This is a genomic window from Campylobacter sp. RM5004 (genome assembly GCF_022369455.1).
GTDB lineage: Bacteria > Campylobacterota > Campylobacteria > Campylobacterales > Campylobacteraceae > Campylobacter_E.
On the sequence record NZ_CP059599.1, the window covers coordinates 1,782,697 to 1,797,876 of the forward strand.

Annotated in this window: 17 protein-coding genes; 13 read left to right on the forward strand and 4 right to left on the reverse strand. The window is 30.1% G+C overall.

All coding sequences use genetic code 11. From position 1 onward, the window contains the following. Positions 1 to 9: 9 nt before the first annotated feature. Positions 10 to 1,077 carry a DMT family transporter gene (locus AVANS_RS08830; protein ID WP_239817514.1) on the reverse strand — a complete coding sequence of 356 codons (1,068 nt, stop codon included), beginning with the start codon at positions 1,075 to 1,077 and terminating at the stop codon, positions 10 to 12. Positions 1,078 to 1,404: 327 nt separating this feature from the next. On the opposite strand from AVANS_RS08830, the gene ureG reads away from it, so the two are divergent. The 7 genes from ureG to AVANS_RS08865 are packed head-to-tail and all read left to right on the forward strand — an operon-like array spanning position 1,405 to position 6,257. Continuing rightward, positions 1,405 to 2,016: an urease accessory protein UreG gene (ureG, locus tag AVANS_RS08835; protein ID WP_239817515.1), complete on the forward strand. Its 612-nt coding sequence runs from the start codon at positions 1,405 to 1,407 to the stop codon at positions 2,014 to 2,016. Next, positions 2,013 to 2,750, forward strand: coding sequence for an urease accessory protein UreD (locus tag AVANS_RS08840; RefSeq protein WP_239817516.1), 738 nt, complete (start codon positions 2,013 to 2,015; stop codon positions 2,748 to 2,750). Before ureG ends, AVANS_RS08840 begins: the two co-directional genes overlap by 4 nt. Before the next feature lie 30 nt (positions 2,751 to 2,780). Next, positions 2,781 to 3,083: an urease subunit gamma gene (locus tag AVANS_RS08845; protein WP_239817517.1), complete on the forward strand. Its 303-nt coding sequence runs from the start codon at positions 2,781 to 2,783 to the stop codon at positions 3,081 to 3,083. Between the two features lie 10 nt (positions 3,084 to 3,093). Further along, the gene (locus AVANS_RS08850) at positions 3,094 to 3,405 is read left to right on the forward strand and encodes an urease subunit beta (RefSeq protein ID WP_239817518.1); all 312 of its coding nucleotides are present in this window, start codon (positions 3,094 to 3,096) and stop codon (positions 3,403 to 3,405) included. A gap of 10 nt (positions 3,406 to 3,415) precedes the next feature. Continuing rightward, positions 3,416 to 5,125: an urease subunit alpha gene (gene ureC, locus AVANS_RS08855; protein ID WP_239817519.1), complete on the forward strand. Its 1,710-nt coding sequence runs from the start codon at positions 3,416 to 3,418 to the stop codon at positions 5,123 to 5,125. Between the two features lie 8 nt (positions 5,126 to 5,133). Further along, positions 5,134 to 5,574 (forward strand): urease accessory protein UreE, encoded by a 441-nt coding sequence (locus tag AVANS_RS08860; protein WP_239817520.1) that lies wholly within the window; start codon positions 5,134 to 5,136, stop codon positions 5,572 to 5,574. Then, positions 5,574 to 6,257 carry an urease accessory UreF family protein gene (locus tag AVANS_RS08865; RefSeq protein WP_239817521.1) on the forward strand — a complete coding sequence of 228 codons (684 nt, stop codon included), beginning with the start codon at positions 5,574 to 5,576 and terminating at the stop codon, positions 6,255 to 6,257. Before AVANS_RS08860 ends, AVANS_RS08865 begins: the two co-directional genes overlap by 1 nt. A gap of 573 nt (positions 6,258 to 6,830) precedes the next feature. On the opposite strand, the gene AVANS_RS08870 is transcribed toward AVANS_RS08865, so the two are convergent. Then, positions 6,831 to 7,910, reverse strand: coding sequence for a cytochrome-c peroxidase (locus AVANS_RS08870; protein ID WP_239817522.1), 1,080 nt, complete (start codon positions 7,908 to 7,910; stop codon positions 6,831 to 6,833). Positions 7,911 to 8,002: 92 nt separating this feature from the next. Between AVANS_RS08870 and AVANS_RS08875 the strand changes: the two genes are divergently transcribed. The 6 genes from AVANS_RS08875 to AVANS_RS08900 all read left to right on the forward strand — a co-directional run bounded on the left by AVANS_RS08875 (position 8,003) and on the right by AVANS_RS08900 (position 13,297). Then, positions 8,003 to 8,737, forward strand: coding sequence for a tetratricopeptide repeat protein (locus tag AVANS_RS08875; RefSeq protein ID WP_239817523.1), 735 nt, complete (start codon positions 8,003 to 8,005; stop codon positions 8,735 to 8,737). Further along, positions 8,734 to 9,336, forward strand: coding sequence for a hypothetical protein (locus AVANS_RS08880; RefSeq protein WP_239817524.1), 603 nt, complete (start codon positions 8,734 to 8,736; stop codon positions 9,334 to 9,336). Before AVANS_RS08875 ends, AVANS_RS08880 begins: the two co-directional genes overlap by 4 nt. A gap of 64 nt (positions 9,337 to 9,400) precedes the next feature. Continuing rightward, positions 9,401 to 11,860 carry a TonB-dependent receptor plug domain-containing protein gene (locus tag AVANS_RS08885; RefSeq protein ID WP_239817525.1) on the forward strand — a complete coding sequence of 820 codons (2,460 nt, stop codon included), beginning with the start codon at positions 9,401 to 9,403 and terminating at the stop codon, positions 11,858 to 11,860. Then, entirely contained in the window at positions 11,860 to 12,285 is a 426-nt protein-coding gene (locus AVANS_RS08890; protein WP_239817526.1) for a MotA/TolQ/ExbB proton channel family protein, read from the forward strand. The genes AVANS_RS08885 and AVANS_RS08890 overlap by 1 nt, the downstream gene beginning before the upstream one ends. Beyond that, complete coding sequence (locus AVANS_RS08895; RefSeq protein WP_239817527.1) at positions 12,282 to 12,641, forward strand: biopolymer transporter ExbD; 360 nt, start codon at positions 12,282 to 12,284, stop codon at positions 12,639 to 12,641. Before AVANS_RS08890 ends, AVANS_RS08895 begins: the two co-directional genes overlap by 4 nt. After that, positions 12,641 to 13,297: an energy transducer TonB gene (locus tag AVANS_RS08900; RefSeq protein ID WP_239817528.1), complete on the forward strand. Its 657-nt coding sequence runs from the start codon at positions 12,641 to 12,643 to the stop codon at positions 13,295 to 13,297. Before AVANS_RS08895 ends, AVANS_RS08900 begins: the two co-directional genes overlap by 1 nt. On the opposite strand, the gene AVANS_RS08905 is transcribed toward AVANS_RS08900, so the two are convergent. Together AVANS_RS08905 and AVANS_RS08910 are read right to left on the reverse strand one after the other, a co-directional pair. Next, positions 13,298 to 13,603 (reverse strand): YdhR family protein, encoded by a 306-nt coding sequence (locus tag AVANS_RS08905; protein ID WP_239817529.1) that lies wholly within the window; start codon positions 13,601 to 13,603, stop codon positions 13,298 to 13,300. 84 nt (positions 13,604 to 13,687) lie between these two features. After that, positions 13,688 to 15,043 carry an SLC13 family permease gene (locus AVANS_RS08910; protein WP_239817530.1) on the reverse strand — a complete coding sequence of 452 codons (1,356 nt, stop codon included), beginning with the start codon at positions 15,041 to 15,043 and terminating at the stop codon, positions 13,688 to 13,690. Positions 15,044 to 15,180 lie beyond the last annotated feature (137 nt).

Consider the following 15,180-nt stretch of genomic DNA (forward strand, 5'->3'; position numbering starts at 1 on the left):
TTTTAAAAATTACTTGCCTTTAATTTTATTCATTAAAGCAGTAATTAAGCCGTTTTGATAAGCAACAGCTAGAAGTGCCATTACAACACCCACTTTTTGTAGCATAGATGAGCTCTCACCAAACATAATAGGTCCGATAAGTGCAACAGTAGCGATTGGGCTTAGGATTAATAAACCAGCACCTAAAGTTGGGTTTAACTTAACAGAACCATGTTGAGCAAATGTCCAAGCAGCAGCTTGACCTGCAGTTCCTAAAACTATCATCCAAAGCCAGTTAGTTGTAGTAATAGGATCACCCACAGCAACATTATCAAATACACTTGTTAAAGCTTCAATTTTTGTTTGGTCTAAATGCATAGCTTTGATACCTAAAGCAGTATCAACCATAACGCCTTGATCAAAAATAAAACCATTACCTGTGATAATAAATGCCCATATAGTTGGAGCTACAAGTTGAGCAGCACTTGAAATTAAGATAGGTTGAACAACTTGACCATTTCCAATTCTTCCCGCTCTTCTACTTGCGAATAGGTAAATACCATAGCAAAATCCTGAAGTAAGACCGCAGATTGTTCCAACAGCCATAATACCTGTTCCAAATACTACTTGTGGTCCATTTGGATCAACGATACCATTCTCTAACGCACCACCAGCTAAGATAACACCAGCAAGCATTATAGGTGCAATGAAGTAGTAACTAAACGGAATTCTTTCTCTATCTGTAATAAATGCTAACGCAGGTAGCATAATTACTTGAATATTTAAAAGAATTGAAGCAATACCTGAACCAACGAAGAAAATTGAATAGTTCCAAGCAGTAAAGTCAATACCTAAAACAAGTCCAGCTAAAATAGATAGCCAAACACCTTTTTTTGTAAGCTTACCGATTTTTTTAGCTTCCATCATAGCAAAAGGAATAAGGCAGATAGTTCCTATCAAGCAACGCATAAAAGCACCTGTTGCTGGGTCAAAGTTTGATAACTTTTGCCAAGGTGCAGTAAAAGAAAGAAATAAAATACCAGTCAAGAATATGACATACGTCATAGCCGTGGCATTTCCCCTTAAATCATCATTCATGATGTTCTCCTAGTGAAAAATGTTTTAAATGATTTTCAAATTTAAATAAAATGAAAATTCATTGACTTAATTGTAAGTTCAATAAAATTAAAATAATCTTAAACTTTATAAATAATTTGTTATTTTTTACTTTTTTAATTTAAATTTATATTATATTTATATAAATTATTTTAAATATTAAAAAAATTAAAGTTTTTATATATATTTATTAATAAATATTAAATAAATTATTTATATAATGCTTTTAAATTTCAAACAATTAAGCTATTTTTAAGCTACAAGGAACTACACTAAAAAGACAATTAATTTATTTTTTAAAGGATTGTTATGAAAAAACCTGTAATTATAGGTGTCGGAGGTCCTGTTGGAGCTGGTAAAACCTTGCTTATTGAAAGATTAGTAAGGGCGATGAGTAAAAATTACGAAATAGGTGTTGTAACAAACGATATTTACACTAAAGAAGATGCTTTATTTTTAGCAAAAAATAGCGTTTTATCGCCTGATCGTATTATAGGTGTTGAGACTGGGGGTTGCCCTCATACTGCAATTAGAGAAGATGCTTCTATGAACGAAGCGGCACTTTTAGAACTTCAAAAGAAATTTAATCTAGATTTATTATTTTTAGAAAGTGGCGGGGATAATTTAGCTGCTACATTTAGTCCTGATTTAGTAAATTTTAGTATTTATGTAATTGACGTTGCTCAAGGTGAAAAAATCCCACGCAAAGCTGGTGCGGGAATGATTAAGTCTGATTTATTCATAATCAATAAAACCGATTTAGCTCCTTATGTTGGCGCTAATTTAGAGGTTATGAAGAATGACACAATGCACTTTAGAAAAGATAAAGAATTTTTCTTTACAAACCTTAAAAAAGATGAAGGTTTAGAAAGTGTTATTAACTGGATTGAGAAAAATTGTCTTCTTAAAGGCTTAGGGTGAATGTTTTAAATATAAAACTTATTAAAAATAAGTTAGTAGAACATTACCAATATGGAATGCTAAAATTATTAAGGGTTCCAGTTAATTATGGTGTGGATTGCCCTGATGAAGATAGCGAATTTTTTGCTTATATTAGCACACTAGGCGGTGGTTTGTTAGAAGGCGATAAGTATGATCAAAGCTTTACATTAGAAGATGCAAAAGCTGTTATTAGCTCACAATCAAGCCAAAAAATATACAAAGGTAGTTCAAGAGTAAATACAAAAATTAATCTTAAAGGAAATTCAAGTTTTGTATTTCATAACGATGCTAATATTTTCTATCCTAACTCTAACTTCACAAGTAAAAATACAATATTTTTAGATAAAGACTCAAAATTATTCTTTTTAGATGGCGGCTTTTTAGGGTATGCTGAAGGTAATTTTAGAGCCAATATGTATCTTAGACTTTACATTGATTCAAAACTAGTTTTAAATGATGTGTTTTGCTATGAAAGTAAAGATGATTTACAATCTTTATATAAACATGAATATTTTTATAATGTGATAATGGTTGGAGATGTGGAATTTGAAACTTTGCATAAGTCTAATATCAAAGCGCACGCAAGTAAGGTTAATGGGGTTACTATAATTCGCATTTTATCAGATAACAATGGTGAAGCTATTAAATATATTAATAGTATAAAAAATAGCTTTTTAACTAAGTCAAATATGACTTTAACATCAACTAGATAAATTAATCAATTTCAATCAAAGGAGAAAAATATGACATTAACACCAAGAGAAAAAGAAAGACTCTTGCTAAGTTATGCAGCAGTAGTTGCGCGTAAGCGTTTAGAAAATGGTATTAAGTTAAATAGACCAGAGGCAATTGCTATTATTAGCGATTTCGTTATGGAAGGCGCAAGAGCTGGTAAGAGCGTAAGCGAACTTATGAACGAAGGAAGAAATGTTTTACGCAAAGACCAAGTAATGGAAGGTGTAGCTGATTTAGTAGTTGAAGTTCAAATGGAAGCTACTTTTAAAGATGGAACTAAATTAGTAACCATACATAACCCAATTAACTAAGGAGATTTTTATGAAAATAGGTGAAATTATATTTGCTAAAGGCGACATCGTATGCAATGAAGGTCGTGAAGCGATAGAATTAGTAGTAAAAAATACTGGAGATAGACCTGTTCAAATAGGTTCACATTTTCATTTTTATGAAGTTAATAAGGCTTTAGAATTTGATAGAGAAAAAGCTCGTGGTAAGCGTTTAGATATTATCAGTGGAACAGCTGTTCGTTTTGAGCCAGGTGTTGAGCTAACAGTTAAATTAATAGATTTAGCAGGTAGTCGTGAAGTATGGGGACAAAACTGCAAAATTAATGGTAAATTAGACAAGTAAGGAGAAATAAATGAGCTTTAAAATTAGTAGACAAGATTACGCAACACATTTTGGACCAACTACTGGAGATAGCATAAGACTTGCTGATACAAATCTTTTTGCAAAAGTTGAAAAAGACTACACAATATATGGAGAAGAGTGCAAATTCGGTGGTGGTAAAACACTTCGTGATGGTATGGGTCAAAACTCAAGATTTTTAGATAAAGATGTTGTTGATTTAATTATTACAAACGCTTTAATAATTGACTATACAGGAATTTACAAAGCTGACATCGGTATTAAAAATGGTAAAATCCACGCTATTGGTAAAGGTGGTAACCCTGATATTACTGATGGTGTTGATTTTGTTACTGGTGTTGGTACAGAAGCACTTGCTGGTGAAGGCTTAATCGTTACTGCAGGTGGAGCTGATATGCACATTCACTTAATCAACCCTGAGCAAGCTCATGAAGCTCTAAGCAATGGACTTACAACTATGTTTGGTGGTGGAACAGGTCCAAACGATGGTTCAAAAGCTACAACTTGCACACCAGGTATATTTAATATTAAGCATATGTTAAAAGGTATGGATGATATGCCACTTAACGTAGGTGTTTATGCTAAAGGTCATGGCTCAAATGTTGAAGTAAACTTAGAGCAATTAAGAGCAGGTGCTGCTGGTTTTAAAATCCACGAAGACTGGGGAACAACTAGAAGTGCAATTGACAATGCTTTAAAAGCTGCTGAAATTGCTGATGTTACAGTAGCGTTCCACACTGATACATTAAACGAATATGGTTCAGTAGATGATACTATTGAAGCAGTAGCAGGCAGAACAATCCACGCATTCCACGCAGAAGGTGCTGGTGGAGGACACGCTCCTGATATTATTAAAGTTGCAGGAGAGCAAAATATACTTCCATCATCAACTAACCCAACAATGCCATTTACTGTAAATACTATTGAAGAACACTTAGATATGCTTATGGTATGCCACCACTTAAGCAAGCATGTTAAAGAAGACGTAGCATTTGCAGATAGCCGTATTAGAAAAGAAACTATCGGTGCTGAAGACGTTCTTCACGATATGGGCGTATTCTCAGTAATGAGTAGTGACTCTCAAGCAATGGGAAGAATCGGCGAAGTTGTAACTAGAACATGGCAAACAGCTCACAAAATGAAAGCTCAAAGGGGACCACTAGAAGGCGATAGCGAATATGATGATAACAATCGTATTAAGCGCTATGTAGCAAAATATACAATCAACCCTTGCATAGTAACAGGTATTGATGAGTATGTAGGTAGCGTTGAAGTTGGTAAATATGCTGACTTAGTTATCTGGGATCCAAAAACATTCGGAACAAAGCCATTAATGGTTCTTAAATCAGGATTTTGTGTATATTCAGTAATGGGTGATGCAAACGCATCAATTCCTACTCCACAACCAGTATTCCATAGATATATGTATGGTGGTTATGGTTCAGCTGTTCATAACACAAGCTTTACATTTATGAGTAAGGTAGCAATTGATGCTAATGTTCCTAGCGAATACGGCTTAAAGAAAATTGTATTACCTGTAAAAGGCGCATCAAAAGTGAAAAAAGCTGATATGAAACTAAACAATGCAACTCCAAAAATTGAAGTAGATCCACAAACTTATGTAGTTAAAGTTGATGGCGAAGTAGCTTACAGCGAACCAGCTAGTGAATTACCATTAACACAAAGATATTACTTATTCTAGGAGAAAAAATGATAGTAAAAACCATACTAGGCAACATAAGTAACTACGATACAAAAGGTAAAGCAATAGATAATGTAAAAGTTGCTCCTGATGATAGACTAAAGCATATTTTGCGTTTAGTTAGCGATAGCGGAGTAGAAATTGGCGTTAGTCTAGATGGCGGTCATTTTCATAATGGTGATGTTTTAGCAGAAAATGATGAAAAGATTTTTGTGGTAGAGTGCCTACCACAAAATGTAATTTTAATTAAGCCTAAAGATATTATGCAAATGGGTTTTGTGGCTCATTCTATCGGTAATAGACATATGCCGGCTGTTTTTGAAGATGGTTTTATGATAGTTGAAGATGATTATTTAATTGCTGAATGGCTTGATGATAATCATATAGATTATGAGAAAACTCAAAAAGTATTGCGTCACGCATTAAAACACGCGAGTCACCACCACTAATGCTAGGTCAATTTTTATTTGATAGTGCCTTTGCAAATGGTGCTTATTCGCATAGTTTTGGGCTTGAAAGTTATATTTCTTGGGGCGTTATAAAAGACGCTTCAAGTTATCAAAAATGGTTAGAAAATTATATGTTAAATATTTTTGCTACAGGCGAAGGTGCTGTTTATGCAATGGCTTGTAGCTTAAAGGATAAAAAACTAAGTCTTTTAAAATTAGCAAAAGCTGCAAATGCTTCTATTGCTAGTGCTGAATGCCGTGCAGGTTCAATAAGTATGGCAAGAGCAACATTAAAAAATACCGAGTTTATGCATAATGATTTAGCAAGTTGGTATTATAAAGCTTGCGAAAAAGATGAATTTTGTAATCTTGCAGTGGCTTTTAGTGTTTTATGTGAAGATAAGTTAAGCGAGTTTGCTTATGCAAGCATTAAAACTTTAACCCAAAACGCTACAAGAGCTATTCCGCTATCTTACAAAAAATCAAGCGAATTGCTACATACAAACATAGATTTAGCAAACAAAGCTGCAAAAAAAGCAGAAGAAATTGCAAAAGATGTTTTAAAACACGGATATTTTAGTTTAAATTACACAGAAAACACTCATTTATTTGCTACTCATCAAGAGCTTGACCTTGCTATGCTAGCTCACGAAAAACTTGATTTTAGATTATTTATGAGTTAATTATTAAAGCTTATTTTTATAAGCTTTAATATATTTATTTACAACACAAACAAACCACTATAAATAAAATCAAATATATAAATTTCTTAGTTTTTAATAATAGTTTAAAGAGTGAGATTGAAAGAATTTGAATTAGGAATTTGAATGTTAAAAGGCTTATTTTTAGGGAAAGCATTTACCTGCTTTTTAGCTTAAAATTGGCTTAGATTTGTGAAATTTCATTAGAAAGACATTTCCCCGCTTTAGGGGATTGAAAGAATCTTATTTGATTGTTATGGTTATAAAAATTATGAAATTATTTATGCAATCAATTCAGCCAAAGCACTCGCACTATAAAAACTAATTTGATAAAGCACTAACAAAACTAAAATAATAAAATTATTAATAAACAACTAGCTTTGATTAATTCGTTTGAAGTTAAAAAATCCAAATTTATATCATTAAAATAATTTAATTTCCGAATTTAAATTCCTTTGAAAAAGCTTTGAAATCACATTGAATTATTGGAATTTAAAATAGGATTTTAAAAATTGAAATTCCTATTTCAAATTCTAAAATAGGAATTAATTAAGTTTAGTAATCAAGTTTAGGGCGAATTGTCTCATCGCTTGAAGGTGGAAGTTCTGGATAAACTATCTGCGGTAGTTTGCCACTAAGTGATTTTAAAAAGCTTATTATATTCTTAATCTCTTGTTCGCTTAGTTCAATTCCAAGCTGAATTCTTCCCATAGATTCAACCGCTTCAGTTAAGCTCCAAATACTACCATTATGAAAATATGGAGCCGTTCTTGCTACATTTCTTAAGGTAGGAACTTTTACTCTATTGTTTTCGTTTCCGTTAAAATCTCCATAATTTACATATTGATACCTAACAAAGCCAAAACCCCTAAAAGCCCCGCCAACATTTATCCCATAATGACATAAAACACAACCTTTATTAATAAATGTTCTAAGCCCTTGTTTTTCATCAAAACTTAAAGCATTTACATCGCCTTCTAAAAACTCATCATATCTTGAAGGAGTGATTAAAGTTCGTTCAAATATACCGATAGTTGCTGCAATTAAATCAAAATCAATATTAATATCATTTGAAAAAGCATCCTTAAACTCATTTACATATTCAGGAATGCTTTTGATTTTTTCTACTACGATTTGGCTATCTTCTGCCATTTCAACATCAGCTTGGATAGGTCCTTTCGCTTGTTCTTTTAGATGATTTGCTCTGCCGTCCCAAAATTGATTAGGATTAAACACAGCATTATAAACGCTCGGAGCGTTTAGATGGTGCGGATTTGCTTGCCATTTGTGCCCTGTGCTTGCAGCTACGCCATCAACTCCACCTAAGCCTAAATTATGACAAGTATTGCACGATATTAGCCCACTTCTTGAAAGTCTTGGGTCAAAATAAAGCTTTTTACCTAATTCAATTCTTTTGGTTGTAGTTGGATATATTTCATAATCAGGGCTTGTATTTTTAATTAACTCTTCAAGTTCATAAGCGTTGCTAGGGATTGCTTTTAGCCTTATTTTTTTAGCATAAGTGATTAGAGTTTTATCATCTACATTAAAAATATCTTCTCTAATTTGTCTAAAACTAAGCTCTTTAGACATTGCAAAACTAAGTGCAAGTCCTAAAAATATTAATTTTTTCATACAAGCTCCTTTTAATAATTTTTATAATGATATTAATAATTATTTAATAATATTAAATAATAATAATTATAATCAAGAAAAAAGGAAAGATTATGAAAAAGCTTTTTATTTTGTTTTTTTGTGTTTATGCAATGGCTAGTGATTTAGCTACTAAATGTAAAGAAAATGATTATTTATCTTGCACAAATCTAGCAATTAGCTTAATAAATAGTGATTTAGAAAGGTCTAAAAAATTATTAGCATTATCTTGTGAAGAAGATGTTGCCTTAGCTTGTCATCGCTTGAGTTTGATTTATTTTAATACTACTATGAAAAATACACAATTAGCAAAAGAATTAGCAAATAAAGCTTGTGATTTAGGCTATTTGCAAAGTTGTCATAATCTAGGAAATATTTATAAATACTCTTTAGCTAAAACGAAGCAAGATTTTCTTAAAGCAATAAATTATTATGAGAAAAATTGTGATAAAAAATATGCAAACTCTTGCTATGAACTTGCAAATTTATATCAATATTATTTACCTATAAATGATGATTATGTTTTGCTAAATCATAGTAAAGCTTGTGATTTAGAGTTTGCCTCATCTTGCTATCAGATAGGCTATTTTGCATATTTTAAAAAATATAATTTAGATGATTTAGAACTTGCTTTAAAATACTTTTTAAAAGCATGCGAACTAAACCAAAACCTAGCTTGTATGATGAGTGCAAATATTTATGAAAAGCAAAACAATATAGAAAATGCTTTGAAATTTTATAAAAAAGCTTGCGATTTAAGAAGTTTTACATCTTGCAATAATTACGAAAGAATTAAGGATAAGAAATGAAAAAATTATTATTAATATCAAGTATTTTTGCAAGTTTAAGTGCTTATGATTTTGGCTTGAAGATAAATGAGTTTAATACTAGCGAAGTTGATAGTTATTTTAATTATGAATATGGCAAAAGCAGACCTTACACATGCAATCTTCGCTCATCTTTTTTGCCAAATACAAAAAAAGGCGAGATTTTTAAGAAAATGTTCGGCGATAAAAAAGCTTATAAAAGTCTTAGAAGTCTAGCTTGTAATATTGATGAAAATAATTATTTTTTATGGCTTATTTTTAAAGATGATATTTTAAAGCAAATAAAATACGAACTTAGTAAAGATTACGAAGATTTAAAACAAGAATTATCATTTAAATACGAGCTAATCAAAGTAAATAAGGTAAATCTTGATGATTATTATATAAGCGATTATGATGAATTTGAAATAGGAATTAACACTGAATGTAACGCTAAATATTGCAGAGATTTTAGTATTTTTAAGATTAGTGATGAGATTGAGCTTATACTAATTAATGCAAATTTTAACAATCTTAAAAAATCAAGCATAATAATTAGAGCAAAAGATTTAAAAGAGCTTTATGATAAAAATAAATTTTAATTTAAAGTGATTTTAATTTTCATTATACTACAATCTAAGAATAATTATTAATTTTGGAGATTTTATGAAGAAAGTTTTTTTATGCTCTATTATTTGTTCTTGTGCTTTAGCAGAAATTAACGTTGGCAGTATTGATGTAACGGGGGGGGGTGCTAACTTGATTAATAATCAAAAAAGCACTATTTATTCAAGTGAATTTTTAAAAAGCTTTGCAAGTAGCAATAAAGACATAAGCTCTATTTTAAAATACAATCCAAATGTAAGCTTTGATGTAAGCAATAATTCAAGCTTTAATGGTGCAAATATTGTGCCTGATAAAATAAGTATAAATGGAAGCCTTTTTTATCAAAATAATTTTACTCTTGATGGAATAAGCATTACAAACGATATTGACCCAGCGGGTGGGGGTACTGCATTAGATGATAAAGGGCAGTTTGAAACACCATCTCAAGGCGTATTTTTAAACACTAATATTCTTGATAGTGTAGAAGTATTTGATAGCTTTATCCCTGCTAAATACGGCGAATTTACAGGTGGGGTTGTTGATAGCAAGAGCAAAAATCCTAGCAAGGATTTAAGTTCTTATGTTAATTTTGGTTTTACTTCTAGTAATTTAACTAAGACTTTATATCCTGATTGCGATGAAAATGATATTTCATGCCTTGCTAGAATAACAACTTATGAAAATGATTTAAGCAATACAAGTTCAAAAAAATGGAAAAAATACAATACAAATTTTGGATTTTCAAATACTTTTAATGAAAAATTTGGAGTTTTGTTTGATTTTTCAGACTTAAGAAGTGTTATTACAAAACCTAGCAAAGCACTTGATGAGAATTCTTATGATATTAAAAATATAAGCCAAAACTTTTTATTAAAACTTAATTATATTACAGATAATGGAATAATCCTAACTCCAAGCATTATTTATGCACCTAGCAAACAAGAATACAATACAAGCGATAATTTAAACGGACATTACTCAATTACTCAAAAAAATATCGTATCAAAAATCAATTTATTTTATGAAAACGATAATTATGCAATAGATTCAAACTTATCTTATTCTAAATTAAATTACAATAGAGATTCTGATACTAGCATTATGCAAATTTGGAAGAGTTCAAATATAAATAATTGGAGCAATTCTACCATAGCAAGAGTTGGCTCAACTACTGCTGTTGATAGATTGCAAGATAATTTAAGCTTAGATTTTGATTTTAAATATTATTTAAATAATCATACTTTAAATTCAGGTTTTATTCTTAGCAATACAAAAGTAAGCCATCAAATTGATGAAAATGGTGCAATTTATGCAGTTCCTAAGGCTTTAAGTGGTGAGTGTTTAGCAAATGATATTGCGTGTTTAAAAGATGATTCTTTTAATAATGCAGGGCAATTCTTGTCAAGTTTGATTAAATATGATGGAACAAAACATGTAGTAAAATCAAATAATCTTGCATTTTATTTAGAAGATGAGTTTAGCTTAAATGATTTTACTTTAAGATTTGGTGCTAGAGCAAATTATGATGATTTGTATAAGAATTTTAATCTTGCTCCTAGAATTAAAGCTGGTTATGAGTTTAATGAAAATAGTAGTGTTAGTTTAGGTTATGCAAGATATTATGGAAGAATGCCTTATGCTTATGTTTTAAACTCGCTTATTTCTTCATCAAATCAAACTTATACAAGAACAACAGCTCAAGAAGAATGGAGCTTAAAAGCTGATTTTAAAAGCCCTAAAATGAGCCAAAATAAATTAAAAACTCCTTATGATGATGAGATTGCGTTTTTGTATCATCAAAAATTTTCTAATATTAATTACGATTTTAAATATGTTTTTAGAAATTCAAAAGATTTAATAATGACAGCTAAATCAAAAAGATTAGGCATAATTGAAAGCGATGGAATAGAAAAAACATATTATGCAAATATAGGAAAATCAAAAAATCATAATTTTAGTTTAAGCATTAGTAATGCAAATGAAATGAATATTTTTGGTGTTAAAAATAATTTTGCTTTAATAGCAAATTATGCTATTCATAAAAAGAATATGCAAGATTATACAACAGACCTTTATAGCTTACTTGATAGCAATACAAGACCTGATAAAAACGGAAGAAGCTATGATAAAGAAAATATTATGTGGGATGGAAAAGTCATAAAAATAGAAGATAAACCAAATCTAAGCTTTGCTAAACCTTGGGCTATTAGACTTGCTACAACGCATAATTTTAATAATTTTACAATATCAAATTTTATTCACTATGAAGTTGGATATGATTATGAAAGAGCTTATGATTATATAGTAAATGATACTACTAAAATGAAAGCTTATGAGATAGCTCATCAAAACTCTAGCATTTTATATGATTTAAAACTTAAATATGAAAATAAAATCAAAAAAGTAAATTATTACGCAAGTATTGATATAGGCAATGTTTTTAATACAAAAAGAGCAAATAATGAATATTCTATGATGCAAGGTAGGTCATTTTATTTTGAAGTAGGAGCTAAGTTTTAATGCCAAATTTAATGCTAGAAAATGAAGTAGATTTTATAGTTTTTATTATCTTAGGCGTGATGAATGCCTTATGTATTGCAGTTTTGATTGAAAGAATTGTATTTTATTGTTTTTTTAAATATGAAAAATACAAAAGTTTAGAAGAATTTGAAATAGGAATTAGCAAAAACCTAATAATTCTTTCAATCATAGCCCAAAATGCACCTTATATAGGGCTATTAGGAACTGTTTTTGGTATTATGATGGGCTTTAATAATATTGATGATACACAAAAGATAATAAGTGCATTAAGTGGTGCTTTAAAAGCTACTGCGGGCGGGCTTGTTGTTGCAATACTTGCTCTAGTAATATTTAATATTTTTGATAGATGCAATGCAAAGCTAATTGTAAAATATAAAAAACTAAATAATCTTGTTACAAAATGAATAAACCTAGCTTAAACATAATCCCGCTAATTGATGTAATGCTAGTAATTATCATAATCTCACTTAGCGTGCAAAGTTTTGTAAAATACAAAGCAATTGATGTAACCCCACCGCTTAGTAAAAGCGAACAAAATGCTGAAACCAAAGCAAATGTTTTAGCAATTTCAAAGGAATTTGAATTAAGAATAAACGATGAAATAGTAAGTTTAGATGATTTAGTAAGCAAGATTAATAAAGATGAGAAATTAAACATAATTTGTGATGAAGAATTATATTTTAAAGATTTTATAAAAGTAATTTATGAATTAAAAAATAATAATTTTAATAATTACACAATACTTACAAGGCTTAAATAATGAGAATAATTGTAATTTCTGTTTTGATATTTTTAGCTCAAGTTTTTGCAGTTTCTATAATACATGTAAAAGATGAAAGCAAATTAAAAAATCAAACAAGCATAAGCTTAAGTGCTAGTAATTTTAGCTTTATACAAGAAATAATAGAAGAAAAAGTTGAAGAAATTAAAGCCGAAACAAAACAAGAGATTAAAGAAGGTATAAAGAAAAAAATCAAACCTAAAGAAGAATTAAAAAAGCAAAGTGAAATAAAAAAAGTAAAACAAGTTATAAAGCACGAAGAAAAGCAAGTTGCTAAGCAAGAAGTTAGGCAAGAAATTAATCAAAATTATGGAGCAAATATTGAAGGTAAAACCAACGCAAATAGTCTAAACAATAATTCAAGCACAGGTTCAAACGATGAAGCTTTGGCTTTGCTTATAAATGAGCTTTTAAACAAATATAAAAAATATCCAAAAAGAGCAAAAATGCTAAATATTAAAGGTAAAGTAGCGGGTAATTTTATGATAAAAAATGATGAGCTTACTATAAATATTATAGAAAGCTCTCACGAAATGTTTGAAAAACAAACAAAACAAACAATAAGAAAAGTAAAAAACAAAATCCCTAAACAAGCTTATAACACAAGGATTTCTTTTGTAATAAACTATAAATAATTAGTTATGTTTAAAATTATTTATTAGGCTTAATTCTTCGCAAACATTTAAGATTTCATAAGAAATATTGCTTGCTATTTTGTATTCGCTTAGTCTATTTGAGTGCATTAAAGCGTAATTTTGAGCGTTTTCTTTTGTATCAAACAAATACACCCCACCAGCTCTACTATAATCATCATTAAATGTCCAAATCTTACTTATAAAGCCAGTTTCTTTATTAATACTTTTAGCTAAATCAAGGCAAGAGCTAACAAACTCATCACCTTTAGCACCAAAATAATCAAATGTAATTTGTAAAACTACCATAAAAACTCCTTATTTAAAATATCTTACATATTAGCTTAAAAATAAGCCTATTTCAAATCTTAGAATTTGAAATAGGAATTTGGTTTAAAATAATTGTGGGATTATTCCTGTAAGATAGCCAAAAATTAAGCAAATAAAACTAATGCCCCAAATATAAAAAAATGAGCGTTTTATATGATCTTTAATAGCAACATCAGCAAGACCACAACCAAGTAATGTAGCAGGAACAACAGGGCTAATAAATGTAGCGCAGTTTCTAGCTAAAACCATAATAATAGCAAGGTTCATTGGGTCTATTCCAAAAGCATTTGTAACGCTTAAAACCACAGGCATAACGCCATAAAAATAAGAATCCGTGCAGAAGATTAATGCCATAGGAACAGCTAGTAAGCCTATTATTAAAGGTATTAAATTGCCGTATTCATTTGGAATTAAGGTTAGCAAAGATGAGCCCATTTTATTCATAATTCCACTTTTATCAAATACACCGATTAAAATACCTGCTCCTATTAATGTAATATACATCATAATAGCACCACCACTTGCTTTATCCATAACTTTTTTTGCTATTTTTAAATCAGGATAATTTAGCGGCAAGGCAATTGCAAAACCTATCATAAAGCATACATAAGAAGGCAATACATTTATAACTAAAGCAGCAATAACAGCTATTAACAAAAACACATTTACCCAAAAGAATTTATCGTTTTGATATTCGCTTTTTTCAATTTCAAGTTTTATGCCTTCAAGATTTCCACCAGCTCCACGCTTTTTTTCTTGATAGCCTATAAATATCGCTAAAGCAAGTGCTAAAACAAGACCTAAAACCTGCATAGGGATTAGTTGATGCCATAAATCATTTGCATCAGCTTTTATAACAGAAGCAGCTCTAAGAGTTGGACCTCCCCAAGGAAGAACGTTCATAACACCCATAGCACTTGCACAAATTAAAAGAAGAGATGATCTTCTCATATTTAAACGCTCATATATAGGAAGTAATGCAGGAATTACGATAAGAAAAGTAGCTGCCCCACTACCATCAAGATGAACGAACATTGCCATAAGTGAAGTTAGGATTGTAATCATATAAACATTAGGAGTAATCTTGCTAAGCAAGAAATTAATTATCCTATTAAAAAACCCACTAGCACTTAAGGTGCTAAAGAAAAGTATTGAGAATACAAACAATGCGGCTGTATTGCTAACGCTTTTTACACCATCAGCAATGAAACCTTTCATTACTTTAAAGCTTAAAACATCTCCTTTAACCCCTAAAGCCTTGCCAACTCCAAAACCACTAGCATCCATTATCATAAGCAAAGCACCTACAAAAGCACTAACTAAAATAAAAGCAAGAGCAGGTGTGGTTTTGTCTTTTAAAAGAAGCCAAACAATTAGCCCAAGTCCAAAAAATCCGATAAATGATAAAAATAAATCCATTTTTAACCTCCAAAAATATTTGATTTTATCTAAACGGCATACATAAACCAAAAAGCAAGAGATTAGAAGTAAGGATTTGTTACTTTTAGTAACATCTTTTAAAGGTATTAAGAAATTATTAGTTTTTAGATTTATCT